This is a genomic window from Streptomyces macrolidinus (assembly GCF_023887685.1).
Classification (GTDB): Bacteria; Actinomycetota; Actinomycetes; order Streptomycetales; family Streptomycetaceae; genus Streptomyces; species Streptomyces macrolidinus.
On sequence record NZ_JAMWMR010000016.1, the window covers coordinates 88,337 to 114,221 of the forward strand.

General features: G+C 71.5%; 24 protein-coding genes and 1 pseudogene. 1 reads left to right on the top strand and 24 read right to left on the bottom strand.

The features are described 5' to 3' along the window. Positions 1 to 87 precede the first annotated feature (87 nt). From NGF19_RS18635 to nsdA, 24 genes and pseudogenes are all read right to left on the bottom strand, one after another. Positions 88 to 645, bottom strand: coding sequence for a TetR/AcrR family transcriptional regulator (locus NGF19_RS18635; RefSeq protein ID WP_252426101.1), 558 nt, complete (start codon positions 643 to 645; stop codon positions 88 to 90). Between the two features lie 107 nt (positions 646 to 752). Then, on the bottom strand, positions 753 to 1,595 hold the full coding sequence (whiG, locus tag NGF19_RS18640; protein ID WP_252426102.1) for an RNA polymerase sigma factor WhiG: 843 nt from the start codon (positions 1,593 to 1,595) through the stop codon (positions 753 to 755). Between the two features lie 268 nt (positions 1,596 to 1,863). Beyond that, a complete protein-coding gene (gene dprA, locus NGF19_RS18645; protein WP_252426173.1) occupies positions 1,864 to 2,982 on the bottom strand; it encodes a DNA-processing protein DprA in 1,119 nt (372 codons plus the stop codon). A gap of 47 nt (positions 2,983 to 3,029) precedes the next feature. Next, positions 3,030 to 4,637, bottom strand: a complete 1,608-nt coding sequence (locus NGF19_RS18650; RefSeq protein WP_252426103.1) for a YifB family Mg chelatase-like AAA ATPase — start codon at positions 4,635 to 4,637, stop codon at positions 3,030 to 3,032. Then, positions 4,637 to 5,038 (bottom strand): YraN family protein, encoded by a 402-nt coding sequence (locus tag NGF19_RS18655; RefSeq protein WP_252426104.1) that lies wholly within the window; start codon positions 5,036 to 5,038, stop codon positions 4,637 to 4,639. Before NGF19_RS18655 ends, NGF19_RS18650 begins: the two co-directional genes overlap by 1 nt. A gap of 99 nt (positions 5,039 to 5,137) precedes the next feature. Next, complete coding sequence (locus NGF19_RS18660) at positions 5,138 to 5,446, bottom strand: DUF2469 domain-containing protein (protein WP_003993268.1); 309 nt, start codon at positions 5,444 to 5,446, stop codon at positions 5,138 to 5,140. Positions 5,447 to 5,502: 56 nt separating this feature from the next. After that, positions 5,503 to 6,066 (bottom strand): NUDIX hydrolase, encoded by a 564-nt coding sequence (locus NGF19_RS18665; RefSeq protein WP_252426105.1) that lies wholly within the window; start codon positions 6,064 to 6,066, stop codon positions 5,503 to 5,505. Further along, positions 6,056 to 6,805 carry a signal peptidase I gene (lepB, locus tag NGF19_RS18670; RefSeq protein WP_252426106.1) on the bottom strand — a complete coding sequence of 250 codons (750 nt, stop codon included), beginning with the start codon at positions 6,803 to 6,805 and terminating at the stop codon, positions 6,056 to 6,058. The genes NGF19_RS18665 and lepB (NGF19_RS18670) overlap by 11 nt, the downstream gene beginning before the upstream one ends. Positions 6,806 to 6,922: 117 nt before the next feature. After that, positions 6,923 to 7,903, bottom strand: a complete 981-nt coding sequence (lepB, locus tag NGF19_RS18675; RefSeq protein WP_252426107.1) for a signal peptidase I — start codon at positions 7,901 to 7,903, stop codon at positions 6,923 to 6,925. Continuing rightward, positions 7,797 to 8,882, bottom strand: a pseudogene (gene lepB, locus NGF19_RS18680) (signal peptidase I); the annotation flags it as partial. The pseudogene lepB (NGF19_RS18680) and the gene lepB (NGF19_RS18675), both read right to left, overlap by 107 nt. Continuing rightward, the gene (lepB, locus tag NGF19_RS18685; protein ID WP_252426108.1) at positions 8,875 to 9,591 is read right to left on the bottom strand and encodes a signal peptidase I; all 717 of its coding nucleotides are present in this window, start codon (positions 9,589 to 9,591) and stop codon (positions 8,875 to 8,877) included. The gene lepB (NGF19_RS18685) and the pseudogene lepB (NGF19_RS18680), both read right to left, overlap by 8 nt. Before the next feature lie 66 nt (positions 9,592 to 9,657). Then, complete coding sequence (gene rplS, locus NGF19_RS18690) at positions 9,658 to 10,008, bottom strand: 50S ribosomal protein L19 (RefSeq protein ID WP_252426109.1); 351 nt, start codon at positions 10,006 to 10,008, stop codon at positions 9,658 to 9,660. A gap of 134 nt (positions 10,009 to 10,142) precedes the next feature. Beyond that, complete coding sequence (gene trmD, locus NGF19_RS18695) at positions 10,143 to 10,976, bottom strand: tRNA (guanosine(37)-N1)-methyltransferase TrmD (RefSeq protein ID WP_252426110.1); 834 nt, start codon at positions 10,974 to 10,976, stop codon at positions 10,143 to 10,145. Beyond that, complete coding sequence (rimM, locus tag NGF19_RS18700) at positions 10,976 to 11,542, bottom strand: ribosome maturation factor RimM (protein ID WP_252426111.1); 567 nt, start codon at positions 11,540 to 11,542, stop codon at positions 10,976 to 10,978. Before rimM ends, trmD begins: the two co-directional genes overlap by 1 nt. Positions 11,543 to 11,624: 82 nt before the next feature. Beyond that, positions 11,625 to 11,864: an RNA-binding protein gene (locus NGF19_RS18705; protein ID WP_252426112.1), complete on the bottom strand. Its 240-nt coding sequence runs from the start codon at positions 11,862 to 11,864 to the stop codon at positions 11,625 to 11,627. A gap of 2 nt (positions 11,865 to 11,866) precedes the next feature. After that, positions 11,867 to 12,292 (bottom strand): 30S ribosomal protein S16, encoded by a 426-nt coding sequence (rpsP, locus tag NGF19_RS18710; protein ID WP_252426113.1) that lies wholly within the window; start codon positions 12,290 to 12,292, stop codon positions 11,867 to 11,869. A gap of 312 nt (positions 12,293 to 12,604) precedes the next feature. Then, positions 12,605 to 13,201: a hypothetical protein gene (locus NGF19_RS18715; RefSeq protein WP_252426114.1), complete on the bottom strand. Its 597-nt coding sequence runs from the start codon at positions 13,199 to 13,201 to the stop codon at positions 12,605 to 12,607. Positions 13,202 to 13,494: 293 nt separating this feature from the next. Next, positions 13,495 to 14,910 carry a proline--tRNA ligase gene (gene proS, locus NGF19_RS18720; RefSeq protein ID WP_252426115.1) on the bottom strand — a complete coding sequence of 472 codons (1,416 nt, stop codon included), beginning with the start codon at positions 14,908 to 14,910 and terminating at the stop codon, positions 13,495 to 13,497. Positions 14,911 to 15,001: 91 nt separating this feature from the next. Further along, positions 15,002 to 16,930: an ATP-dependent zinc metalloprotease FtsH gene (gene ftsH / locus NGF19_RS18725; protein ID WP_252426116.1), complete on the bottom strand. Its 1,929-nt coding sequence runs from the start codon at positions 16,928 to 16,930 to the stop codon at positions 15,002 to 15,004. Between the two features lie 121 nt (positions 16,931 to 17,051). After that, the gene (ffh, locus tag NGF19_RS18730; RefSeq protein ID WP_252426117.1) at positions 17,052 to 18,602 is read right to left on the bottom strand and encodes a signal recognition particle protein; all 1,551 of its coding nucleotides are present in this window, start codon (positions 18,600 to 18,602) and stop codon (positions 17,052 to 17,054) included. Between the two features lie 139 nt (positions 18,603 to 18,741). Then, positions 18,742 to 21,225 carry a [protein-PII] uridylyltransferase gene (locus tag NGF19_RS18735; RefSeq protein WP_252426118.1) on the bottom strand — a complete coding sequence of 828 codons (2,484 nt, stop codon included), beginning with the start codon at positions 21,223 to 21,225 and terminating at the stop codon, positions 18,742 to 18,744. 13 nt (positions 21,226 to 21,238) lie between these two features. Further along, positions 21,239 to 21,577 carry a P-II family nitrogen regulator gene (locus tag NGF19_RS18740; RefSeq protein WP_252426119.1) on the bottom strand — a complete coding sequence of 113 codons (339 nt, stop codon included), beginning with the start codon at positions 21,575 to 21,577 and terminating at the stop codon, positions 21,239 to 21,241. Beyond that, complete coding sequence (locus NGF19_RS18745; protein WP_252426174.1) at positions 21,574 to 22,914, bottom strand: ammonium transporter; 1,341 nt, start codon at positions 22,912 to 22,914, stop codon at positions 21,574 to 21,576. The genes NGF19_RS18740 and NGF19_RS18745 overlap by 4 nt, the downstream gene beginning before the upstream one ends. A 335-nt stretch (positions 22,915 to 23,249) precedes the next feature. After that, the gene (nsdA, locus tag NGF19_RS18750) at positions 23,250 to 24,725 is read right to left on the bottom strand and encodes a transcriptional repressor NsdA (RefSeq protein WP_252426120.1); all 1,476 of its coding nucleotides are present in this window, start codon (positions 24,723 to 24,725) and stop codon (positions 23,250 to 23,252) included. Positions 24,726 to 25,172: 447 nt separating this feature from the next. Here nsdA and NGF19_RS18755 point away from each other — a divergent pair, with 447 nt between their 5' ends. Beyond that, positions 25,173 to 25,835, top strand: coding sequence for a bifunctional DNA primase/polymerase (locus NGF19_RS18755; RefSeq protein ID WP_252426121.1), 663 nt, complete (start codon positions 25,173 to 25,175; stop codon positions 25,833 to 25,835). The last annotated feature ends 50 nt before the right edge of the window (positions 25,836 to 25,885 follow it).

Genomic DNA, 25,885 nt, shown 5'->3' on the forward strand with positions numbered 1-25,885 from the left:
CGGGCTCGGCGTGAGGTCAGCTCGGGGCTCACTCGGGAGGGCCTGCACCCGGCCCCGTACGGGGTCAGTGCCGGGCGGGCTCGGGGGTCAGCCCCACACTCCCCGCAGGGCCATCGCGACGGCCGCGTCCGTGATGGTCGTCGGATCCTCCGCGGCGCCCAGTTCGATGCGCCGTACCGCCGCGTCGACCACGCCCTGGAGCAGCATCGCCGCCAGCCGGGGCTCCTGGTGCCCCATCGCGTCGAGGGCCTCGACGATCATCGCGACGAGCCCGCCGTGCGCCGCGCGGATCTTCTCGCGGGCCCCGGCGTCCAGCTCGCTCGCGGAGATGGCGACCACGGCCCGGTGCCGCCGGTCCCCCACGAGCGCGAGCTGGCGGCGCACATACGCCTCGACCTTCGCCTCGGGACCGTCCGCCGCGGCCATCGCCGCCTCGACCTCGGCCGCCCAGACGGGGAAGTCGACCGCGCACAGCTCCTCGACGACAGCCGCACGGGAGCGGAAGTACTCGTAGACGGAGGAGCGCGCGAGACCCGTCCGCTCGGCGAGGGCGGGGAATGTCAACGCCTCCGTACCACCCTCGGACAGGAGGGACCGGGCCGCGTCCAGCAGGGCGGCTCGCTGCATCGACCGGTGCTCGGCCACAGAGGCCGCTCGAATCCTAGGCACCCCACCACTTTACGGACCGCCCCGCGCGGGCGGGAGTCACCCGCGCCCGCCCCGCGCTCCAGAGCGCCGCCCCTCGCCCCGGGTCAGCGCCCGAACGCGGCCAGCTTCGCCCGCAGTTGCAGGACGGACTTGGTGTGGATCTGGCTGACCCGGCTCTCGGTCACCCCGAGCACATTGCCGATCTCGGCGAGGGTGAGGCCCTCGTAGTAGTACAGCGTGACGACGGTCTTCTCCCGCTCGGGCAGGGTGTTGATCGCCCGCGCCAGGAAGCGCCGCAGCTCCCGGTCCTCGGCGACCTCGACCGGATCGTCCGCGGCGGTGTCCTCCAGGGTGTCCATGAGGCTCAGCCGGTTGCCGCCCTCGCCCCCCACGTGCAGCAGTTCCTCCAGCGCGACGACGTTCGCGAGCGAGAGCTGACTGAAGACGGCATGGAGGTCCTCCACACCGATCCCCATCTCCGTCGCCACCTCGCCCTCCGACGGTGTCCGCCGCAGCCGCGCCTCCAGCGTCGCGTACGCCCGCTCCACGCTGCGCGCCTTCTGCCGCACCGACCGCGGGATCCAGTCCAGCGCCCGCAGTTCGTCGATCATCGCGCCGCGGATCCGGGTGATCGCGTACGTCTCGAACTTGATCTCCCGGTCGATGTCGAACTTCTCGATCGCGTCGATCAGCCCGAACACCCCCGAGGACACGAAGTCCGCCTGCTCCACATTGGCCGGCAGCCCCACGCTCACCCGCCCCGCCACGTACTTCACCAGCGGCGAGTAGTGCAGGATCAGTTGCTCCCGCAACCGCTCGTCCCCCGTCGCCTTGTACGACCGCCACAGCTCGTCGAGCGACGAGGGAGCGGGCGGGCGCACGCTGCCGCCGTCACGGGCGGCTGGGGGAAGCGCCGCCCGGTCTGACCCGGAGGTGTGCTGGGGCATTCGTCGCCTTGTGCCGTTCTGCCGTGAACTGGGGATACCTGATGAGCTGTCGATCCGATGGGGAGGTGCCTGCCTGAACAGGAACCTCGTGAGCGTAGCGTGACTGCGGTGTCGCAGTGTGCGAAGGACAAGGGATCACCCGTGCGCGAAGGGGCGCGCCGGGGCTTCCGCCGGGCTCGCGGACATCGCCGTGCGTGATGGTCCGGGCGGTCAACTACGGGAACTGCCAAGGCTGTCGGGGGTCGCCCGGACGGCCGATCACGCTCGGTCAGCACGAGCCGCAATCCCGCCGGACCGGGATCATCGCCTGGCGTGTCAACTTCCAGCCGTCGCCGTGTCGTTCGACGAATCCAAGTGATCGGAGTTCGTACAGTCTCCCGACCGCGTCGTCGGCCGTCGTGCCCGCCCCTCGGGCGATCGCGTCCGCCGCGGCCGTGCCACCGGCCGGAAGCGCCGCGAGCACCTGGGCGGTGACGGGGTCGAGGAGGTCGCGCGGCAGGACGGGCCCACGCCGGTCCGGGGCCAGCTCGCCTATCTCGCCGACCAGTTCGACCACGTCCGCCGCGTCGGATACCAGCACGGCGTCGCCGCGCAGCAGTTCGTGCACCCCGGCCGAGAGCGCGCTGGTGACGGGTCCGGGCACGCCCATCGTGTGCCGGCCGAGCCGCTGCGCCGCGCGTGCCGTGACCAGTGCGCCGCTGCGGTAGGCCGCCTCCACGACCACGGTGCCGCGGGTGAGCGCCGCGATCACGCGGTTCCTGAGGATGAACCGGCTCGGCGTCGGGTGATCGCCGGGCGGCAACTCCCCGACGACCAGACCCTGATGCGCGATCCTGCCGATCAACTGGGTGTGTCCGCGCGGATAGGGCCGGTCGACCCCGCAGGCCAGTACGGCGACAGTGGCGCCCCCGGCCGCGAGGGCGCCCCGGTGAACGGCACCGTCCACGCCGTAGGCGCCGCCGGAGATCACCACCCAGCCGCGCTCCGCGAGCCCCGCGCCGAGGTCGGCCGCCACATGCGCCCCGTACTGGCTGCACGCCCGCGCGCCCACGACCGCGACGGACCGCAGCGCCCACATCCGCAGGCTGGGCCGCCCGCGCACCCAGAGCCCGACGGGCCGACCGTCCCCGAGGTCGTCGAGTTGTGTCGGCCACTCGGGCATACCTGGGCACACGAAGCGCACCCCCGCCTCCTCGGCCACGGCCCGGTCCCGTTCCGGCTCGGCCCGCACGGCCCGCGCCCGCAGCCCGGCCCACCGCTTGTCCGTCACCCCGGGCAGCCGCCTCCCGCCCTCGCGCAGCCGCCGGGCCACGTGCTCGGCGCCGTGTTCGCGCAGCCAGCGGCCCGCCACCTCGTCCCCCGGCTCGACCACCCGCGTGAGGAACATCCGGGCGCCGCAGTCGCCGTCCTCGCCGTCCGGGACGGCCCCCGCGCTCACGTCGCCGCCCCGACGACCATCGGCAGGCCCCTCGGCACCCCCGTACGCAGTTGCAGCGCCAGCGCGACGTCGGAGGCCTGCGGCCGGTCATGGCCGGCGAGGTCCGCCACGGTCCAGGCCACGCGCAGCACCCGGTCCAGTCCCCGGGCCGTCAGCACGCCCCGCTCCAGACTGCGCTCGGCCTCGTCCATGGCGCCGCTCGCGGCATACCAGTGGCCGCGCAGTTCCCGTCCCGGCACCTCGCTGTTGGTCCGCCACGGGGTGCCCACCAGGCGGGCCGCCGTCCGCTGTCTGGCCTCGCGCACGCGGTCGGCGACCGTCGCGGTGGACTCGCCCCGAGCGCCGCGCCCGGTGAGGGCGGCACGGTCGACGCGGTCGACCCCGACGCGCAGGTCCACCCGGTCCAGGAGCGGGCCGGAGAGCCTGGCCTGATAGCGGCGGATGACCGAGGGCGGGCATTCGCACATGCTGTCGCCCTGCGAGAAGCGGCCACAGGGGCAGGGGTTGGCCGCGAGCACCATCAGGAACCGCGCGGGGAACCGCACGACCCCGGCGCTGCGCGCGATCACGACATGCCCGGACTCCAGGGGCTGGCGCAGCGCGTCGAGCGCCTGGCTGCGGAACTCCGCGGCTTCGTCGAGGAAGAGGATCCCGCGGTGGGAGAGCGAGACGGCGCCGGGCCGGGCGATACCGGGGCCGCCGCCGACCAGCGCCTGCATCGTGGCCGAGTGGTGCGGCGCCCAGTACGGGGCCACGTCGATCAGGGGCTTGCCCGGGGGCAGCAGGCCCGCGACCGAGTGCACCGCGGTGACCTCCAGCGACTCCTCCTGGCTGAGCCGCGGCAGGAGGGCGGGCAGCCGCTCCGCGAGCATCGTCTTGCCTGCTCCCGGTGGTCCTTCGAGGAAGAGGTGGTGTCCGCCCGCCGCGGCCACCTCCACCGCCGTACGCGCCGAGGTCTGGCCCACGACATCGGCCAGGTCATGCCCCTGGTCGTGGTGGGACAGGCCCACGCTGTCCGCGCCGGGCACGCGCAGCCCGGCGAGGAGCGGGTTGGGGCGGCTCTGGTCGTCGGGCTCCTCGTCGGGCACGGGCTCGTCCGCGAGGACGGCGATCAACTGGCGCAGACTGCGCACGCCGAGCACGGACACACCGGGCACCAGCGACGCCTCGGCGGCGGCGCACTCCGGCACGACCACCTGCTCATAGCCCGCGCCCGCCGCGGCCAGTACCGCCGGCAGGATGCCGCGGACGGGGCGCACCCGTCCGTCCAGGCCCAGCTCGCCGATCATCACGAGGTCGGAGAGCACCCGCGGATCGATCCGCTCCGCGGCGCCGAGCACGGCACAGGCGACGGCGAGATCGAATCCGCTGCCGGCCTTGGGCACGGAGGCGGGGCTCAGCCCGACCGTGAGCTTCTTCTGGGGCCACTCGCCGCCCGAGTTCACCACCGCCGCGCGCACCCGGTCGCGGCTCTCCGTCAGGCTCTTGTCGGGCAGCCCGACCAGCGTGAAGGCGGCCACGCCCGGTTCGAGGTCGGCCTGGACCTCGACCACGACGCCCTCGACGCCGAGCAGGGCCACGGAGCACGTACGCGCGAAGCCCATCACGCCACCCCCCGCGCATGCTCGACCAGCGGGGCGCCCCGCTCGGGTAGGACGACGCCGACCACGTCGACCCGGACGCCGCCCGGTGGCGCCCCGCCGTGGGCCTGGATCCAGCGCTCGGCGAGCGCGCGCAGGCGCTCGGCCTTCACGGGTGTCACGGCGGCCATCGGATGCTCGAACCGGCCGCGGCTGCGGGTCTTCACCTCGCAGACCACCAGGACGTCGCCGTCCCTGGCCACGATGTCGATCTCGCCGCTCCTGCCGCAGCGCCAGTTGCGCTCCAAGACCGTCATCCCGGACCCGGTCAGCCGCCGGGCGGCCAGTTCCTCGCCGTACCTGCCGAGCGCGCTGCGTGCCCGCTGTGTGTTCATGTCGGCACCACCTCCGGCGCCAACAGTCACGCATCCGGCTCCATGAAGTGGATCTTGGTGGACGACGCGGCGATTGTGGACAACTCCGCAACCCACACGAGTGAAGCCTTCAGAGCCGACCGCCACCGCTCACCCGCTCGGCAGCTCCAGATCGCTCTTGTTCAGCTCTTCGATGTTCACGTCCTTGAAGGTCAGTACCCGTACCTGCTTCACGAAGCGGGCGGGCCGGTACATGTCCCAGACCCAGGCGTCCGCCATGGACACCTCGAAGAACACCTCGCCCTGGACGGAGTGCACCTGCATCTCGTAGTCGTTGGTGAGGTAGAAGCGCCGCTCGGTCTCGATCACGTATTTGAACAGACCGACGACATCGCGGTACTCCCGGTAGAGCTTCAGCTCCATCTCGGTCTCGTACTTCTCGAGGTCCTCGGCGCTCATGGCATGTTCCCCTTCAGCCGTGCGATCCCACCATTGTGCGCCAGTCCCGCGCGCCCCTAGACGATTTCCGTGTCAAGGACCTCTGGCCTGACCGGGGGACCTTCGTCGAGCAGCCTCCGCAGCAGCTCGGCGAGTCTCGTCGGATACACCGTCTCATGCGCCTCGGCCAGTTCCCGGCACGTCCACCACCGCGCTCCGACGACGCTGCGCCGTTCCAGCTCCGTCAGGCTCCGCGCGGCCGTGGCCGTCTCCGTCGTACGGGCCAGGTAGTACCACTCGTCCTGGTCCCAGCGGCGGCCCGCGAACGGGAAGGAGCATCTGCGCCGCCACAGCGCCGGGCCCAGGTCGACGTCCGTGATGCCGGTCTCCTCGGCCAGCTCGCGCAGCGCGGCCTGCTCGTGCGTCTCGGCACCCTCCAGGCCGCCGCCGGGGGTGAACCACCAGTCGTCCGCCGGGTCGTCCGGCTCATGGCCGTGCAGCAGCAGGATGCGGTCGCGCGGGTCGAGCAGCACCACCCGCGCGACCCTGCGCAGCCCGCCCTGGTACGAGTCCTCCTGCGCACCTCGCGCGGGCGAGTCGGCCGCGTACGCGCGCGCGTCGTTCGCGGGCTCAGTCGGCATGGGCGGGCTCCGTCCGGGTACGGGCGCGGGCGCGGCCCACCAGCTTGGCGAGCGGCCCGTACGCCCCGCCGCCGAGGACGAGGACGGCGCCGACGACGATCAGGATGCCGATCGTGCGCAGTGGGCCGGGCTGGGAGAGGGCGCCGAGGGTCTCGAAGCCGGTGGGGCGCTTCAGCATGCCGTCGGCGGGCCAGACGACGGCGTCCACCCGCGCGCTCACCGCGTCGCGCGCGACGGTGCCCTTGGCCGCGTCCGTGAGATGGGCGGTGGAGTCCAGCGAGCCATGGCGTTCGTCGCCCAGGAGGAAGAGCCGTCCCTCGGGGACCTTGATCGTGGGGATGTCCTTGCTCTCGGCCGGGTCGCCCTCGGGGAGGTACGGCTCGTCGATCTGCTTGCCGTTGACCGTCAGCTTGCCGTTCGTGCAGCAGGCCACCGTGTCGCCGCCGACCGCGACCACACGCTTGACCACGTTCGCGTTGGTGACCCAGCTCTTGTCGCGGAAGACGATGACATCGCCACGGCGGACGTCATCGCCGTCGACGCGCTGTGCCAGTACCCGGTCGCCCGCGTCGATCGTCGGGGCCATCGAGTTGGTGGGCACGGTGTACGGCCGGTAGACCACCGCTCCCCATACGAAGCCTCCGAGGAACAGCACGAGGCCCACCGCGACGGCCAGCCCCGACAGCCTTCCGCCCAGGTCGCCGCCCGAGTTCCCCTTGCCACGCCCAGCAGTTCCCACGTCCCCTCCCGATCCCGCGGTTCGCGCAGGGCACCCTATCGCGCCCGAAACGAAGGGGCGGTCTCCCCGGGATTCTCGATCCCTGGGAGACCGCCCCAGCGGGCCTCGCGTGTCCGGTCAGGACGTGCCGCGGGAGTCGGTGGCCGCCTCGGCCGCCCGCGTGCCGGCGAGCTTGCGGCGGCGCCAGATCACCACCGGTACGACGCTTGCGAAAGCAATCGTCTGCGGCGCGTAGGGCAGGACCGCGGCGGCGGACGTCTGGTCGTCGAGCCCGTTCTGGTCGAAGGTGTCCGGAACCGGCAGGGTGCCCCAGCGGTTGATCGGCCAGGCCTTCACGATGGCGCGCCCGACGACGTTGTCCACCGGAACCATGCCGTGGTACATGTCGGTCTGGTTGTAGCGCGAGTCGCGCGAGTTCTGGCGGTGGTCGCCCATGACCCAGATGTAGCCCTCGGGCACCTTGACCTTGAACTGGCCGCCCTGGTCGTCGTTGCTGCACGGCGTGTTGCCCGGGTACACATACGGCTCGTCCAGCGCCTTGCCGTTGACCCGCAGCGGGCCGGTGCCCTTGCACTCGACCGTGTCGCCGCCGACCCCGATCACGCGCTTGATCAGGTCCTTCTCCTCCGCCGACGGCATCAGGCCGATCCAGCTCAGGACCTTGCGCATGGCGTTCGGTTCGGGCGTCGGCTCGCCGATCAGCCACGTACCGGGGTCGTGGAAGACCACCACCTCGCCGCGCTCGGGCTTGGAGCCGAACCACGGGGTGAGCTTGTCCACCAGGACGCGGTCACCCCGCTGGAGGGTGTTCTGCATCGAGTCGGACGGGATGGAGAACGCCTGCACCAGGAACGTCTTGATCAGCAGCGCCAGCACCAGCGCGATACCGACCAGGATGGGCAGCTCCTTCCAGAAGGAGCGCGGCTTCTGCGGCCCGTCGTCCTCGGCCCGCTGTCCACCCGCGGACATACGGCCCGCGCCGGGCTTGTCCCCGGGGCTCACAGCGCCGTCCGCGGCGGGGGCACTGGCTTCCGTAGGGCGCTCGTGGTCCTCCTCGCCGTCGTTTCCGGACTGTACGCCAACCGCCACATCCCCCACGCCAACTCCTCACTCCGTGCCACCGCCTGCCGCATACTCGGCGCAGGCCCACCACTCCCATAACGAGCGGGAGTTCCGCAGGGCTCGGGAGGGGGATCAATCCGTATCGATCCGCGGAGGCCACCCTATGCGACGGTCCGAGCGCGGCGGTCGACCCGCTCGGTACCGACGCATACGTGTCCGGCTCGGCCAGGCGCGACCAGTGCCCGACGGGCCAGGCGATGACCATGGCGCGGCCCACCACCGAGTCTTCCGAGACGGTACCGCCGAACGCCTCGGTGCGGTGATAGCGAGAGTCGGCCGAATCGTCGCGGTGGTCGCCCATCACCCACAGCCGGCCGGGCGGCACCTTCACCGAGAACCGGGTCCCGGAAGGTTTGTTCCCGGGGTGAAGATAGGGCTCGTTCAGGGGCACACCGTTGACGGTGACGCGTTCCTGGGCGTCACAGCACGCGACCTTGTCACCGCCGACCCCCACGACCCGCTTGATGAGATCCCGGTCGTCGGCGGAGGGCAGCAGGCCGATCCAGGTGAGCCCCTCCTTGAGCTGCTTGACGACGACGGGATCGTCCTTCGCGGGCGTCTGCTCGCCCTCGAGCCAGTGCCCGGGGTCCTTGAAGACGACGACGTCACCGCGCTGCGGCGTGGAGCCGAACCAGGGGCTCAGCTTGTCGACCAGGACACGGTCGCCGATCCGGATCGTGTTCTCCATGGAGCCCGACGGGATCACGAAGGCCTGCACCAGGAAGGTCTTCAGGACCAGGGCGATGAGGACGGCGACACCGGCCAGGAGCGGTATCTCCTTGACCGCGGACCGCCTTCTCTTCCGCTTGACCTTGCGCTGGAGCTTGCGCCGCTCGGCCCGGCCGCGCCCGGTGCGAGCGCTGCCCGTGGTCGGCCGCTCCCCCGCCCGGCCGCGCCCGGTGCGAGCGCCGCTCGTGGTCGGCCGCTCCCCGCGCGGCTTGCCGCGGTTACCCATGGGCGCCGTCCGCGGCGGGCACGCGCGCGTAGGCATCCGGGCGGGTGAGGTGCTTGCCGTGCGCGAGGGGCCAGGCGATCCAGTCGGCCCGGCCGATCACGGCGTCGACGGGGATCATGCCGCCGCCCGGCGAGCCCAGGTGGTCGCGGGAGTCGCTGGAGCGACGGCGGTGGTCACCGAGGACGAAGAGGGTGTCGTCGGGCACGACCACGTCGAAGGGGACGTCGGAGGGGCTGTCCCCGGGATACAGGATCGACGACTCGTCGACCGGTCGGCCGTTCACGTCGAGCCTCCCCTTCGCGTCGCAGCAGACCACATGGTCTCCGCCCACACCGACCACGCGCTTGATGTAGTCGCCGTTCCCGAAATAGCCGGTGCCGTCAAAGACGACGACGTCTCCCCGCTGCGGCTTCGACCCGAAACGGTACGCCACCTTGTTGACGAGGACCCGGTCCCCGACCCGCAGTCCGCGTTCCATCGAGCCGCTGGGGATACCGAAGGGCTGCATCACGAACGTGCCGAGCAGCAGGACGAACAGCAGGCCGACCAGCGCGGTCAGGGTGAACCGTCCGCCGGGGAGCCACTCGACGAGGCGGGACAGCAACGCGAAACGCGACCGTTCCTCCGACCCTGCCGACTCCGAGGGGTCCTCGGGGTCGTCGGGTACGGAAGAGCGGTCGCGCTCCGTGTGCTCTGCTGCGGTGTCCATCGGGGCCAGATGCTATCCGGCCCCGAGAGGCGCACCGTGCGCCGGGCGGTCCGCCCGGACGAGAACTCAGTTCTCGCGCTTCTCCTTGATCTTCGCGGCCTTGCCGCGCAGCTCGCGCAGGTAGTACAGCTTGGCGCGACGCACGTCACCCTTGGTGACCAGCTCGATCTTCTCGACGATCGGGGTGTGCACCGGGAAGGTGCGCTCGACGCCGACGGAGAAGGAGACCTTGCGGACCGTGAAGGTCTCGCGCACGCCGGCGCCCTGGCGACGGATCACCACGCCCTTGAACTGCTGGACACGGGAGCGGTTGCCCTCGATGACGCGGACGTGCACGTTGACGGTGTCGCCCGGACGGAAGGACGGGATGTCGCTGCGCAGCGACGCGGCGTCGACGGAGTCGAGCAGGTGAGACATTTCGTCTGCTTTCTTCGCCGATGCCACAGGTCATCGACGGGAGATAGTTCTCGGTAGGAGTCGCTGGCCGCGTCGGTGCGGGCGTCGTGTCCCCCTGTGGCAGGGGCGCACGCCGGACGGCGGACAACAGCTCGCTATTCTTCCATGCCCTCTGGCCTGCGCCAAAATCGGCCGTACGGCTCGCCGTCGGGATCCGGTGCCCAGCCGAGGATGGAGAGCATCTCTCGGTCCTTCTTGTCGAAGGCGGAGGGCTCGCAGCGCTCGATGAGGTCCGGCCGGTTGGCCGTCGTACGCCGCAGCGCCTCGTCCCGGCGCCAGCGGGCGATCCTGCCGTGGTGGCCGCTGAGCAGCACCTCGGGGACCTCCCGGTCGCGCCACGCGGGCGGCTTGGTGTAGACGGGCCCTTCGAGGAGGTTCGCCATCGCGCCGGGCGCGAAGGAGTCGTCCTGGTGGGACTCGGCGTTGCCGAGGACGCCCGGCAGCAGCCGGGCCACGGCCTCCGTGACGACGAGGACGGCGGCCTCGCCCCCGGCCAGGACGTAGTCGCCGATGGACACCTCGTACACGGGCATCCGGGTCGCGTACTCGTCGATGACCCGGCGGTCGATGCCCTCGTAGCGGGCCGGGGTGAAGATCAGCCACGGGCGCTCGGAGAGTTCGACGGCGAGCTGCTGGGTGAAGGGGCGTCCGCTGGGGGTGGGGACGATCAGGGCGGGCGCGCCGGCGCCGTTCTCGTACCCGTGGGCCAGCAGGTCGTCCAGGGCCTCGCCCCAGGGCTCGGTCTTCATGACCATGCCGGGGCCGCCGCCGTACGGGGTGTCGTCCACGGTGTGGTGGCGGTCGTGCGTCCAGGACCGCAGATCGTGGATGTGGACGTCGAGTTGACCGCGCGCGCGGGCCTTGCCGACCAGCGAGACGTTCAGCGGTTCCAGGTACTCGGGGAAGATCGTGACGACGTCGAGGCGCATTACGCCTCGTCCCGGGAGGAAGCGCTGTGCCCATCAGCGACTTCGTCGCGGGCTACTCGGTCGTCGATCAGGCCCGGCGGCGGGTCGATGACCGCCCGCTGCTCCTCCAGGTCGATCTCGGTGACGATCTCCTGGACGAACGGGATCATGACCTCGGTCCCGTCCGGGCGCTCCACCACGAACAGGTCCTGGGAGGGCAGGTGCGAGATCTCGGTGATCCGGCCGACCTCCGTGCCGTCCTGGGTCACGACGTCGAGGTCCATCAACTGATGGTCGTAGTACTCGTCCTCGCCCTCGGGGAGTTCCTCCGGGTCGACCTCGGCGATCAGGAGGGTGTTGCGCAGGGCCTCGGCGGCGGTGCGGTCCCGCACGCCTTCGAAGCGCAGGAGCAGACGCCCACTGTGCACCCGGCCGGTCTCGATGGTGAGCGGACCGGTGGCTGCGGGATCGGTGGTCAGTACGGCGCCGGGGGCGAGTCTGAGTTCCGGTTCGTCGGTCCGTACCTCGACGGTGACCTCGCCCTTGATGCCATGGGCACGGCCGATCCGTGCGACTACAAGCTGCACTTGTGAAGATCTCCTGTCGTACGACTACGGGCCGGGGACGGCCCAGTGGCCCTCCCCGGCCCGCGCCGGTGCTGCGATGCGTTCAGCGGATGTGGTCGACGTCGACGAGGTCGACACGGACACCACGGCCGCCGATGGCGCCCACGACGGTGCGCAGAGCGCGTGCGGTGCGGCCGTTGCGGCCGATCACCTTGCCGAGGTCGTCGGGGTGGACCCGGACCTCCAGTACACGCCCGCGGCGCAGGTCGCGCGAGGCCACCTGCACATCGTCGGGGTTGTCGACGATGCCCTTCACGAGGTGCTCGAGCGCCTCCTCGAGCATGATCAGGCCTCGGTCGACTCAGCGGCGGACTCGGCGGCGGCCTCGTCCTTCTTCTCCGCCTTCTTCTTCTGGGTGATCGCCTCGCCCTTGCCCTCGTCCTCACCGGCGAGCGCCTCGAAGGACGGACGCGCGGCCTTGGGCTCGGCCACCAGCAGCGGCGCCGGGGCGGGCTCGCCCTTGAACTTCTGCCAGTCGCCGGTCTTCTTCAGGATGGCGAGCACGGGCTCGGTCGGCTGAGCGCCGACGGAGAGCCAGTACGCCACGCGGTCGGCGTCGACCTCGATGACCGACGGGTTGTACGTCGGGTGGTACTTGCCGATCTCCTCGATCGCACGGCCGTCACGGCGGGTGCGGGAGTCGGCGACGACGATGCGGTAGTGAGGCGAACGGATCTTGCCCAGACGCTTCAGCTTGATCTTGACTGCCACGGGAGTGGGTTCTCCTGGATCTGACGTGGGTGGGCACGGCGGGTCGGCCGCGTGGGGTTGCGGTGCCCGAGGGCCCGATGGACGCGTCAGCCGGAGGAGAGAGGGGTCCTGTGCGGCTGTCGAGTACAGCTAGCCATTGTGCCATACACGGCCTGGGCCGAAGACCGGGAGGGTACCTCCGGGCACACCTGAGCGACGCCCGGCGCCGGGCACTCCCGAAGCGGGATCACTCACCCGGCGCACACAGGGCGCCGTCTCGACGACGACGGGGAGACGACGAGAAGAGGTACGGCTGCCACGAACAGCCGTAGCTCAGCTCGCCGCCGCACCCACCGCCTCCGGGATACGGAACGGCTTGCCGCAGCCGCCGCACATGATCGGGGCCTGGGCCAGCACCGACGGGACCACGCGGACGTTGCGTCCGCAGTCGCAGACCGCCTTGACGCGGACACCGCCGCCGGAGGAGCCGTGGCGCGCGGCCGGGCCCCGGAAGCTGCGGGCCGTGTCCTCGGCCGTGGCCACGGAGTGGGCCTTCAGGGCGCGCTGGAGCCGCTCGATCGTCGGGCGGTAGCGCCGCTTCGCCTCGGGGTTGAGCGTGACCAGGGAGAAGCCGCTGCTGGGGTGCGGTTCCTCGGGGTGGTCCAGGCCCAACTCCTCGGCGATCGCGAGGAATCTGCGGTTGTGATAGCGGCCGGCGCGGGAGGTGTCGCGGACCCCCCGGGCGGCGGCGATGCCATGGACTGCCTCATGGAGCAGTCGCTCGAAGGAGAGTTCGTGCCCACAGGCGGACGAGGACTCTCCGATCAGGGACTCGGGCGCGGCTAGATCCGGCAGCTCGGAGTGGTGCCGTTGAATGTCGGCCCACGCCTGTGCCAGCTCTGCGGCGAGAACAGGTGGTGTCGTGCTCACGTAATGACAACGAGCCGGAGTGCCCCGGTGTTCCTATTCCGGGGCATCCCAAATAATTTTGCACGTACCCGTCAGTTGCCGCTGATGCGTCCTGACGAGGGCGGGTGCGCTGATCTGCGGAGAAGGCTCGCAGCTCCGCCCAATGTGGTGCGTACGGAGGCGTACGCCACCCGTCTCCGGCCCGCTCCGTCAGCGGAAGGCTCTCAGATCAGCACACCGGGACCTCAGCCGTCCACCGATGCGCAAGAGGCGTTTCGGCCGCCTTGCCGCGGGCCCCGCCCCCAAGGGTTGTCTCAGTAGGCGCGCGCGACCACAGCGACCGTACCGGGTGCGTCGTCGGCGTCGGGAACCGACCCGTCCTCGGCGAGCAGACACCGTACGGTCATCGCGTGCTGGGCCAGCCTGGCCTCGCCGTCCGTGCCGAGAACGGCCCACGGGATGCGCGCCCAGCCGCCCGCGGACGTCGCCTCGACGGCCTCCTCGATCGTCGACACGTCCGTCGTACGGGAGACGCGGCGCTCGCGCGACTGCTTCAGCAGGAGCGCCTGGTCCTCCTCCAGGATCCCGGGGAGCACCTGGACGAGCGAGTCGATCGCGACCGGCTCCTTGCCGCCCGGGATCCGGCGGGCCAGCATCGCCGTGTCGCCCGCCAGGTCACGGGGGCCGATCTCGATGCGCACCGGCACGCCCTTCAGCTCCCAGTCGACGGCGCGGCGGCCGAAGGGGGTGTCGGTGCGGTCGTCGACATGGACGCGGAGACCGGCCGCCTTGAGTTGATCGCCGAGTTCGCGGACCTTGGCCAGAACCGCCTCGTCGTCCTTGACCGCGAGCACGACGGCCTGGATGTGCGCCAGCCGCGGCGGGACGCGCAGGCCGTTGTCGTCTCCGTGCATCATCACCAGGGCGCCGATCATGCGGGTGGTGGAGCCCCAGGAGGTCTGCCAGACATGCTCCTGGACGCCCTCCTTCGACAGATACCGGGTGTCGAAGACCTTCGCGAAGTTCTGGCCCAGTTCATGGCTGGTGACCATCTGGAGGGCCTTGCCGTCGCCCATCATGCTTTCGAGCGTGAGGGTGTTGATGGCGCCCGCGAAGCGTTCCTTGGCCGTCTTGCGGCCGGAGACGAAGTCCACCGCGAGGACGTTCTCCAGGAAGTCCCCGTAGACATGGCGCTGGATGTGGGCGGCGAAGTCGCGGGCCTCCTCGTACGTGGCGTGCGCGGTGTGGCCCTCCTGCCACAGGAACTCGGAGGTGCGCAGGAAGAGCCGCGGCCGGAGTTCCCAACGGACCACGTTGGCCCACTGATTGATCAGCAGGGGCAGGTCGCGGTAGCTCTGCACCCACTTCGAGAAGTACTCGTTGATGATGGTCTCGGAGGTGGGGCGGACGACCGCGACCTCCTCCAACTCCTTGCCGCCGCCATGGGTGACCACGGCGAGCTCCGGTGCGAAGCCCTCGACGTGGTCGGCCTCCCGCGTGAGGTACGACTGCGGGATCAGCAGCGGGAAGTACGCGTTCTGGGTGCCCGTCTCCTTGATGCGGGCGTCCATCTCCGCCTGCATCCGCTCCCACAGTCCGTACCCGTACGGTCGGATGACCATGGTGCCGCGCACCGGCCCGTTGTCGGCCAGTTCGGCCTTGTTGATCAGGTCCTGGTACCAGCGCGGGAAGTCATCCGCACGGGGGGTGAGAACGGGTGCCTTTGCCATGGCGCGATCGTACGGGGACACGTCCGCGTGCCGCGCCTCATTTGCCACTCCGGGTGCGTCGGGGCACACCGTCCGCACACGCCCCGCCTCTTCAGTCGTCCTTGCGTATGCGCAGCACCCCGGCGATCCGGTACGCCTCCGCCTCCTCCAGCGTCTCGTTGACCAGGAGCGCCTCGGCGAGCGCGTCCAACTGGTCTCTGTGCTCGCGGAGTTTGCGGCAGGCCTCCTCGTAGCAGTCGTCCACGATGCGGCGCATCTCGTCCTCGATCACGTCGAGGGTCTGCGGGGCCGCCGCCAGACCGTACGTCTGCTGGGTGTCGTTGGGCAGGGCCGACAGCCGGCCCACGCGTTCGCTCATGCCCCAGCGGGCGACCATGCCGCGGGCGAGGTTGGTGACTTGTTCGAGGTCGCTCTCCGAGCCCGTGGTGATGACGTCGTAGACGACGTGTTCCGCGGCCATGCCGCCGAGGGCGCCGATGATGCGACCGCGCAAGTACTCCTCCGTGTAGGCGTACCGGTCGGCCTCGGGGGTGGACAGGGTCACGCCGAGGGCCCGGCCGCGCGGCACGATCGTGACCTTGCGGACCGGGTCGGCGCCCGGCTGCAGCATGCCAAGGAGCGCGTGACCGCTCTCGTGGTACGCGGTGCGCCGGCGCTCCTCCTCCGGCATCACCAGCGGACGCTCGGCCCCCAACTGGACCTTCTCCAGCGCCTCGGACAGATCGGTCCGGGTCACGCGGTCCTGTCGGCGTCGGACCGCGAGCAGCGCCGCCTCGTTGGCGAGGTTGGCGAGGTCCGCGCCGGTCATGCCCGGTGTCGTACGGGCCACCTGCGCCAGGTCCACGTCCGGGGCGAGCGGGATCTCCCGCGTGTGGATCCGCAGGATCGCCTCACGGCCGTCGCGGTCGGGCGGCGCGACCTGGACGACCCGGTCGAAGCGGCCCGGCCGGGTCAGCGCGGGGTCCAGGATGTCGGCGCGGTTCGTCGCCGCGATGACGACCACGCCCTCCGCGCCGGAGAAGCCGTCCATCTCGGTGAGGATCTGGTTCAGGGTCTGTTCGCGCTCGTCGTGGCCGCCCATGGAGGCACCGCCGCCGCGGGCCCGCCCGATCGTGTCGATCTCGTCGATGAAGATGATCGACGGGGCCACCTTGCGGGCCTCGGCGAACAGCTCGCGCACGCGCGAGGCGCCGACACCGACGATCATCTCGATGAACTCGGAGGCGGAGGCGGAGAAGAACGGCACGCCCGCCTCGCCCGCGACCGCCCGCGCGAGCAGCGTCTTGCCCGTCCCCGGCGGGCCGCTGAGCAGCACACCCCGGGGCATCTTCGCGCCCATCCTGCGGTACGCGTCCGGATGCTTCAGGAAGTCGACGACATCGTCCAGTTCGCCCTTGACCTCGTCGATCCCGGCCACGTCCTGGAAGGTGGTGCGCCGGGTGCCCGGCTGCAGTTCGACCGGCCTGGGCGGCGCCTTGCGGCCGAGCATGCCCCCGCCGTGCAGCCCGGAGCTCACCCGCCGCGCGATGAAGAGCCACAGTCCGACCAGGATCAGCATGGGCAGCAGCGAGAGCAGCAGATTGGACAGCAGGCTGCGCTCCTGCACCACCGGCTTCGCCGTCACCGTGACGTGGTGTCTGCTCAGGTTCTGCCAGAGCTGGTCCTCGGCGAAGGACGGGCGCTGCGTCTGGAACTTGGTGTACGTCCCCCCGCCCGGCTTGGGCTGCGCGTTGCGGAGCTGGCCCTGGATCGCGTCGCCCTTGGAGTAGATCTTGGTGACGTTGCCGTCGTTGACCTGCCGACTGAACTCCGTGTACGAGATCGTCGGCTCGTTGCCCTCGGTGAAGTGGGACAGGGCGAGGTTGGCGAGGACGAAGACGAGCACAGCGGCAGCGATCAGAGCCCACCAGCTCCGGCGCATCTTCCGGCCGCCGCCGGGCCGCCGGGCCCCGTCCTCGGGGGTGCCCTCGGTGCGCCACGGCTGCTCGGGGTTCTGGCGCGACGGAGCGGGGTTGCTCATACGTGGACGGTACGGCACCCGGCAGGGCCCGGCACGCGCTGGGGGCGCCCTTGTGGACAAGGGCGCCCCCAGCGTCGTACGGGACCGAACACTCGTATGCCGAGCGTCGGCCCATGAGGCCTCAGCCCATGAACTTCTTGAACTCGTCCGGCAGCTCGAAGTCCTGGCCGCCCTGCTGCGGCAGGTTGAAGGCGCCGGAGCCCTGGGCCGCCGCCTCGCGGCGCTGCGCCTCCTCCAGCTCCTGCTGCTTGCGCTTCATCGGGTTGCCGGAGCGCTGCTTGCCCTTGGCCTTCTTCGGCTGCTTCTTCGTCCGGCCGGGGCCGCCGCCCATGCCCGGGATACCCGGCATGCCCGGCATACCGCCGCCCTGGGCCATGCGGGCCATCATCTTGCGCGCCTCGAAGAACCGCTCGACCAGGTTCTTCACCGCGCTGACCTCGACACCGGAACCCTTGGCGACACGGGCGCGGCGCGAGCCGTTGATGATCGCCGGGTCCTGGCGCTCGGCCGGGGTCATCGACTTGATGATCGCGGCCATGCGGTCGACGTCCCGCTCGTCGAAGTTGTTGAGCTGCTCCTTCATCTGGCCCATGCCCGGGAGCATGCCGAGCAGCTTGCTGATGCTGCCCATCTTCCTGACCTGCTCCATCTGGGACAGGAAGTCGTCGAGCGTGAAGTCCTGGCCCTTCTTGGACGCCAGCTTGGAGGCCATCTTCTCGGCCTCGGCCTGGCTGAAGGTCTTCTCCGCCTGCTCGATCAGGGTGAGCAGGTCACCCATGTCGAGGATGCGGGAGGCCATCCGGTCCGGGTGGAAGGCGTCGAAGTCGTCCAGCTTCTCGCCGTTCGACGCGAACATGATCGGCTTGCCGGTCATCGAGGCGATGGACAGCGCCGCACCACCGCGGGCGTCACCGTCGAGCTTGGAGAGCACCACGCCGTCGAAGCCGACGCCGTCGCGGAAGGCCTCCGCGGTGTTGACGGCGTCCTGACCGATCATCGCGTCGACGACGAACAGGATCTCGTCGGGGCTGACCGCGTCCCGGATGTCCGCGGCCTGCTGCATCATCTCCTGGTCGATGCCGAGGCGGCCGGCGGTGTCCACGATCACGATGTCGTGGACCTTGGTCCGCGCGTGCTCGATGGAGTCCTTGGCGACCTTGACCGGGTCGCCCACGCCGTTGCCCGGCTCCGGCGCGTAGACGGCCACACCCGCGCGGTCGGCGACGACGCTGAGCTGGTTGACCGCGTTCGGGCGCTGGAGGTCGGCGGCGACCAGCAGCGGCGAGTGGCCCTGCTCCTTGAGCCACTTGGCGAGCTTGCCCGCGAGGGTGGTCTTACCGGCACCCTGGAGACCGGCCAGCATGATCACGGTCGGCGGCTGCTTGGCGAAGCGCAGACGGCGGGTCTCGCCGCCGAGGATCGTGACCAGTTCCTCGTTGACGATCTTGAGGACCTGCTGGGCGGGGTTCAGCGCCTTGGAGACCTCGGCACCGAGGGCGCGTTCCTTGACGCTCTTGATGAACGTACGGACGACAGGGAGGGCGACGTCGGCTTCGAGCAGCGCGATGCGGATCTCACGCGCCGTGGCGTCGATGTCCGCTTCGCTCAGCCGGCCTTTCCCGCGGAGGTTTTTGAAAGTCGCGCTGAGGCGGTCGGAGAGGGTGTCGAACACGGCGGCGTCGGTCCTCGGAGTCGGGGTCGGTTTGGGTTGCCTCCAAGGGTATCCGGCCGCGCAAGCGATTCGTCCCCGCCTGCTCGGTCCGGCGGACGGGGCCGCCTCGCGTGACAGCACGCGCGAGACGAGGTCGATGTCACAGCGCCTGTTCCAGCGCCCGCGCGAGCGACGCCGCCTCCCGCGCGGGCAGCGGCGCGCCCCCGCTCGTCGTCACATAGAAGGCGTCCACCGCGTTCGCGCCCAGCGTGCCGACATGCGCGCTGCGCACGCGTACGCCCGCCCGCTCCAGCGCCCGCCCGATGCGGAAGAGCAGCCCCGGTGCGTCCTGCGCGCGTACCTCGATGACGGTGGCGTGCCGGGAGGCCGCCGGGGCGACCGTGACCCGTGGCGGGGGTGCCGTCCCGCCCCGGCGGCGGGGGTAGGCCGCGTCCCGTTCCGCGAGGCGCGCCGCGATGTCGAGGGAGCCGTCCAGGGCGCGTACGAGGTCGGCGCGCAGCCTCGTCCCGTCCGGCAGGGAGCCGTACTCCGCCGCGATCCGCCAGGCGAGCAGCAGGACCGGGGCGTCGTGGACGGCGTCCGGGAGGTCCAGGGTCCGTAGCTCCGCGGTGCGGACGGTGAGGCGGTGCAGGGCCAGGACGCCCGCCGTCGCGGGGAGGACGCCGGGCCGGTCCGGCAGGGCGAGGGTCAGCTCGGCGCCGAGGGGTTCGCCGGACGGTTCCTCGGCCGGCGGCTCGGTCCGGGCACGCAGGGCGAGGACGGGGCCGCCCGTGCGGAAGGCCTCGACGGCGAGCCGCTCCTGCTCGGCGGTGGGTACGGGGGCGCGGGGCGCGGCGGGTTCGTCGCCCGCGAGCAGGGCCGACACCCGCTCGACCAGGTCGCCCACCAGCGCACCGCGCCAGGCGGACCAGGCGGCGGGCCCGGTGGCCAGCGCGTCCGCCTCGGTCAGCGCGTGCAGCAGGTCCAGCGTGCTCTGCGCGCCGACCGTCTCGGCGACCACGCGCACGGTCGCCGGGTCCGCCAGGTCGCGCCGGGTCGCCGTGTCGACGAGCAGCAGATGGTGGCGTACGAGGGTGGCTAGGACGGTGGTGTCGGCACGGTCGAAGCCGATGCGGCCGGCCATGTCGCGGGCGATGCGCTCGCCCGCGACGCCGTGGTCGCCTGGCTCGCCCTTGCCGATGTCGTGCAGGAGCGCGGCGACCAGGAGGAGGTCGGGGCGGTCGACCCGGCGGGTCATCCCGGCGGCGCGTACGGCCGTCTCGATCAGATGGCGGTCGACGGTCCAGCGGTGGACGGCGGTGCGCTGCGGGCGGCAGCGCACGCGCTCCCAGTCGGGCAGCAGGCGCGTGATCAGCCCTTCGGCGTCGAGCGCCTCCCAGACCTGGACGCTCGGGCGACCGGCGCCCAGCAGGCTCACGAGCCGATCGCGCGCCTCGGCGGGCCAGGGCGTGGGCAGGGGGCGTACGGATGCGGCCAGGCGCCGGGCCGCGTGCGGGGACAGCGGGAGACCGGCCTGGGCGGCAGCGGCGGCGGCACGCAGCACCAGCACGGGGTCGCGTTCCGGGCGCGCGGTGCGGGAGAGCCCCACCTCGCCGTCCTGCTCCACCACCCCCTCCGCCAGCGGCGACCGCTCGGCGACCGGCGCGCCCGCCGTCGTCCTGCCGAACGCGCCCCTCGCCAGGGCGCGCAGCCGTGGCCGCACGGCGCGCGATCGCAGCACGCGCCCCACTTCGCGCCAGGTCACCTCGCCCGCGTACGAGATCACGCGTGCCGCGCCGTACACCTGGCGCAGCAGGGTGTCGGCGTCCGGCAGGCCGAGGTCGGCGGCGACCTGGTCCTGCTCCTGAAGGGTGAGCCGGTCACCGGCGCGCCCGGTGGCCAGATGCAGCGCGTCGCGTACGTCCAGGAGCGTGCGCCGGGCGTCCGCGAGCCCCTCGCGCGGGGCGTCGGCGAGCCAGGAGGCGGCGACCGCGCGCAGGGCCGTGATGTCCCGCAGACCGCCGCGGGCCTCCTTGAGGTCCGGCTCCAGCAGGTACCGCAGCTCGCCGTGGCGCTCGGCCCGCGCGGCGCACAGTTCCTGGAGTTCCGGCAGGCGCGCGGGGGCCTGCTCGCGCCAGTCGGCGAGGACGGCCGCTCGCAGAGCGGAGGTCAGTCCGGGATCACCGCTGAGGTGCCGGGCGTGCAGCAGACCGAGCTGCGCCTTGAGGTCCTCCCCGGCGGTCCTGCGGGCCTGCGCGGGCGTACGGACGGAGTGGTCGAGGGCGAGGCCGAGGTCCCAGACGGGGTACCAGAGGCGGTCGGCGAGGGCGGCGACCGCCGTGCTGTCGTGGCCGTCGTGCAGCAGGAGCAGGTCGAGGTCGCTGTGCGGGGACAGTGCGCCGTCGCCGTAGCCGCCGACCGCGACGAGGCTGACGCCGTGCGCTCCCCCAGCGTCCGTGGTGCCCGCGGTGCCCGCGGTGCCCGCGGCGAACAGCTCGGCCAGCCACTGGTCCGTCAGTGCGGCGAGGGCCGCGCGGCGCGGCGGCCCCGGCGGCGCGCCCTGGGTGAGGAGCCGCGAGCGGGCCGCCGCGTAGCCGCCGGTTCCCGGCGTGCCGTCCGCTGTCCGCGCGTCCGTGCTCGTCACCCGGCGGCCCTCCTCACAGCGCGTCGGGGCCGCGCTCGCCGGTGCGGACCCGGACGGCCGTCTCGACCGGGAGGGACCAGACCTTGCCGTCCCCGATCTTGCCGGTGCGGGCCGCCCTGACGATGACGTCGATGAGCTGTTCCGCGTCGTCGTCCTCGGTCAGCACCTCGATACGGATCTTGGGTACGAGGTCGACCGTGTACTCGGCGCCGCGGTAGACCTCGGTGTGGCCCCGCTGTCGCCCGTAGCCGCTCGCCTCGGTGACCGTCAGACCGTGCACCCCGAAGGACTGGAGCGCCTCCTTGACCTCGTCGAGCCGGTGCGGCTTCACGACCGCGGTGATGAGCTTCATGCGTCCACCTTCTTGTGCTGCCGCGCCGTGGCGGGGGCCGACGCGGCGGTCGTGACGACGCCGCCGCCCGCGCCGCTGAAGTCGTACGCGGTCTCGGCGTGTTCCGCCCGGTCGATGCCGGAGATCTCCTCGTCCTCGCCGACCCGCAGACCGACCGTCCTGTCGAGGAGGAGGGCGAGGAGCGCGGAGACGACGACAGAGTAGGCGAGGACCCCGAGGACACCGGCGCACTGCTTCCAGAACTGGTCGAGGCCGCCGCCGTAGAAGAGGCCCCTGACATCGGACTGGCCGGTGCCGCTGGCGAACAGGCCGACGAGCAGGGATCCGACGACTCCGCCGACCATATGGACGCCGACGACGTCGAGGGAGTCGTCGTAGCCGAGGCGGTACTTCAGACCGACCGCCATGGCACACAGCACCCCGGCGATGGCCCCGACCGCGAGCGCGCCGAGCGGGGAGACCGCGCCGCCCGACGGGGTGATGGCGACCAGCCCGGCGACGGCGCCCGAGGCGGCGCCGAGCGTGGTGAACGCGCCATGGCGGATCTTCTCGTAGGCGAGCCAGGCCAGCATGGCGGCGGCGGTGGCGACCTGTGTGTTGACGAACATCAGCGGGCCCACGCCGTCGTCGTTGCCGAGCCAGGATCCGGCGTTGAAGCCGAACCAGCCGAACCACAGCAGCCCGGCGCCGAGCATGACCAGCGGAAGGCTGTGCGGACGCATCGGGTCCCGCCGGAAGCCGACGCGCCTGCCGATGACGAGGATCACGCCGAGCGCCGCGGCGCCCGCGTTGATGTGGACCGCCGTGCCACCGGCGAAGTCGATCACGCCCAGGTCGTAGGCCCAGCCGCCGGTGCCCCAGACCCAGTGGGCGACCGGGAAGTACACGATCGTGGCCCACAGCACGATGAAGAGCGACCAGGCGCCGAACTTCACGCGGTCCGCCAGCGCGCCGCTGATCAGGGCCGGTGTGATGATCGCGAACATCAGCTGGAAGACGGCGAAGACGAGGACCGGGACGGTGTAGCCGGGCCACAGGTCCGTCTTGCCGATGCCCTGGAAGCCGACGAAGTCCGTGCTCCAGCCGATGAGCGAGCCCTTGTCGCCGCCGAAGGCCAGGGAGAAGCCGTACAGCACCCACAGCAGCGTGACGATCCCGAGGCTGATGAAGCTCATCATCAGCATGTTCAGGGTGCTCTTGACCCGGACCATGCCTCCGTAGAAGAAGGCCAGGCCCGGGGTCATGAGCATCACCAGGGCGGAGCAGATGAGCATGAAGCCCGTGTTGGCGGACGACAGCTTGGCGGTGTCCGCCGCGAGCGTGACGGCTGGTGCCATCGGCGTCTCCTCGTCGATGGAGGTCCGGCCGAGCTGCTGCGGGCCGGTCATGTGCCACGAGAGTGACGCAGCCCGGTTTCGGTGGACGCCCCTCGGTGTTTCGCCGCGGTGACGAAGACGCCGGACGTGTTACGCGGGGATGAATTGCCGGATGCATCCGCTGTATCCGCGGGGCCGGATGTATCCGCTGTATCCGCCGGACAGACGTGTCCGCCGAACGGGGTCCGGCCGCGGCGGCCATCCGATGACCTGGCGTGGGGGAGCCGAGTCGGACAGTTCGGGATGGCAGCCGCGGCCGGAGTTCAGGGGGCCCTGGATTCCGGGGCCCGAGCGGGTCAGACCGCCTCGGCGGTCTCGGGGAGATGTGTGGCGAGATGGTCGGTCAGTTCGGCGACCTCGGTGAGATCACCGAAATCGCGCACCGCTGTGTCGACGGTCTTTCGAATCCGTGTGTTCACCCGTTCGGACCGCACCTTCTTGGCGATCTCCATGGCCTTCTTGGCAGGCTCCACGCTCTGTTCCGGCTCGCGTTGCAGCAGATGCACGGTGGACATGCCGATGAGATTGAGCGCGTACGACCGCTGGTGCACCCCGTCCTTCGCGAAGAGGTCGACGGCCCTGCGCATCAGGGGCTCGGCGAGGGAGGCGTAGGCGGGGCTGCGGCCCGCGACATAGGCGAGGTCGCGGAAGGAGTGGGAGTTCTCCGCGTACAGCTCGGCCTCGGAGAAGAAGCGGATCCAGTCGGGCTCGGGCTCGTCGAACTCGAGGGCGTCGGCGAACGTGTCCTCGGCCATGCGTACGGCGCGCTTGCACCGGCTGGGCTGGCCCATGTTCGCGAACGCGCGCGCCTCCAGCGAGTACAGCATCGACTGGGTGCGCGGGCTCGCGCAGTCCCGGCTGCCGTACTGGGCGAGATGGATGAGTTCCAGGGCGTCGTCGGGGCGGCCGAGGTGGATCATCTGGCGGCTCATGCTGGAGAGGATGTACGAGCCGAGCGGCTTGTCGCCCGCTTCCTTGGCGGCATGGAGGGCGAGGACGAAGTACTTCTGCGCGGTGGGCTGCAGTCCGACGTCGTAGCTCATCCACCCGGCCAGCGCGGCCAGTTCGGCGGCGACCTTGAACAGGCGCCTGGTGGTGTCCTCGGGCTGGGGCTCCTGGAGCAGGTCGGTCACCTCGTGGAGCTGGCCGACGACCGCCTTGCGGCGCAGACCGCCGCCGCACTGCGCGTCCCACTGCCGGAACATCACGATGGTGGTCTCCAGGAGATCCATCTCGGGCCTGGAGAGCCGGCCGGGGCGGCGCGAGGCGGACGAGGACTCGGCCTCCTTGCGCTGAGCGGTGGGGCCGGGCACGAGCCAGCGCTGCATGGGCTCGATGAGGGACGGGCCCGCGGACAGGGCCAGCGAGGCCCCGAGGAAGCCGCGGCGCGCCAGCATCAGATCGCTGCGGGAGTACTCACTGAGCAGCGCGACCGTCTGGGGGCCCGTCCAGGGGAGGTCGACTCCGGACACGGAGGGTGACTGATGGGCCGTGCGCAGGCCGAGGTCCTCGATGGCGACCACACAGCCGAATCGCTCCGAGAACAGCTCCGAGAGGATCCTCGGGATCGGCTCGCGCGGGCTCTCGCCGTCCAACCAACGACGCACCCGCGAGGTGTCCGTGGAGATATGACTGGCGCCTAACTGCCGCGCCCTGCGGTTCACTTGGCGCGCCAGCTCGCCCTTGGACCAGCCGCTGCGCACGAACCACGAGCCGAGCAGCTCATTGGGGCGCCTGTCAGCATTCGTCCCGCTTCCGCCGTTGCCGCTCACTGGAACGCCCCCATCCCTGAAACCGCTTGTGCGCCGTGTGCGCCAAGCCCTACCAGCATGCCGGTGAGTACGGCCCGGATCCGGCCCTTCTCACCCGTCGAACGGGACCCCGACATGCCTCCGGCATACCCACGAATGCACGCGTCCCCAGGACTCGTGCACTCACCGTAATCCTAAGATCACGCGCTGAGCCATGGGGATTCCAGAAACGCCACCATTCGCCACCCCTTCGAATGAACCCACAGTGACCTCAGCACGATTCACTTGACACACGACAACCAAAGTGGATGGGGCGGTGCATTCGTCAGCGCGCGTCACCGCACGCACCACCGGGAATTGCCACAGGCGCCCGCGCGCACAGCGCGGCGGCCTTCACGGGACGGGACCACAGGGCCACGTCGCGCTTCCGTTACGTAACCCGCGCGCGGCGGGCCCGTTGGAGGGGGCATGGGTTTCACCATCGGCGGCACACGGGGGATCCGCGAGATCCGGCAGAGTACGCGGCGCCGGGGCCGCGCGGCGGAGGGCATCGCCGTGGCCGAGTACAGCGGTCTGTGGGGCTGGGACGTGGTCCCCGGCGCGAGGGCGTACGCGGGCGCGTGCTCATGCGGCGCGACGAACTGCGCGGCGCCCGGAGCGCATCCGCTGGACTCCACGCCCGTCGTGCACGCGGGCGCCACGCTCGAGGAGGCGACCGGGGCCTGGGCCAAGGTCCCGGGTGCGGCGGTGATGCTGCCGGTCGGCCGTGCGTTCGACGTGATCGAGGTCGCCGAGGAGGCCGGGCGGCAGGCCCTGGTCCGGCTGGAACGCCTGGGGCTGCCCCTCGGTCCGGTGACGGTCACTCCGCAGGGCCGTGCGCAGTTCTTCGTCGCCCCGGGCTCCGCCGCCGAGCTGCCTGACCTGCTGTACCGGATGGCCTGGGACGACACCCGCCTCGATCTGCACGCCCTCGGGCCGGGCTGCTATCTCACGGCCCCGCCGTCCGACCGCGCGGGCCGCGGCCCGGTCCGCTGGCTGCGCGCCCCCGCCCCCGACTCGGCGGCGAGACCCCCGGCGGCACGCCTGCTGATCGGCACGCTGGCGTACGTCGCCCACCGCTCACGCGCGTAACCGCGCCGCACAAGCGAAGGGCCCCTGCACCGAGCGGTGCGGGGCCCTTC

Coding starts and splice junctions, on each gene's coding strand:
- whiG (WP_252426102.1), bottom strand. CDS start 1,595: ATGCCCCAGCACACCTCCGGGTCAGACCGGGCGGCGCTTCCCCCAGCC.
- dprA (WP_252426173.1), bottom strand. CDS start 2,982: ATGTTCCTCACGCGGGTGGTCGAGCCGGGGGACGAGGTGGCGGGCCGC.
- NGF19_RS18650 (WP_252426103.1), bottom strand. CDS start 4,637: ATGGGCTTCGCGCGTACGTGCTCCGTGGCCCTGCTCGGCGTCGAGGGC.
- NGF19_RS18660 (WP_003993268.1), bottom strand. CDS start 5,446: ATGAGCGCCGAGGACCTCGAGAAGTACGAGACCGAGATGGAGCTGAAG.
- NGF19_RS18665 (WP_252426105.1), bottom strand. CDS start 6,066: ATGCCGACTGAGCCCGCGAACGACGCGCGCGCGTACGCGGCCGACTCG.
- lepB (WP_252426108.1), bottom strand. CDS start 9,591: ATGGACACCGCAGCAGAGCACACGGAGCGCGACCGCTCTTCCGTACCC.
- rplS (WP_252426109.1), bottom strand. CDS start 10,008: ATGTCTCACCTGCTCGACTCCGTCGACGCCGCGTCGCTGCGCAGCGAC.
- trmD (WP_252426110.1), bottom strand. CDS start 10,976: ATGCGCCTCGACGTCGTCACGATCTTCCCCGAGTACCTGGAACCGCTG.
- NGF19_RS18705 (WP_252426112.1), bottom strand. CDS start 11,864: ATGCTCGAGGAGGCGCTCGAGCACCTCGTGAAGGGCATCGTCGACAAC.
- proS (WP_252426115.1), bottom strand. CDS start 14,910: ATGGCAAAGGCACCCGTTCTCACCCCCCGTGCGGATGACTTCCCGCGC.
- ftsH (WP_252426116.1), bottom strand. CDS start 16,930: ATGAGCAACCCCGCTCCGTCGCGCCAGAACCCCGAGCAGCCGTGGCGC.
- NGF19_RS18740 (WP_252426119.1), bottom strand. CDS start 21,577: ATGAAGCTCATCACCGCGGTCGTGAAGCCGCACCGGCTCGACGAGGTC.
- NGF19_RS18745 (WP_252426174.1), bottom strand. CDS start 22,914: ATGGCACCAGCCGTCACGCTCGCGGCGGACACCGCCAAGCTGTCGTCC.
- NGF19_RS18755 (WP_252426121.1), top strand. CDS start 25,173: ATGGGTTTCACCATCGGCGGCACACGGGGGATCCGCGAGATCCGGCAG.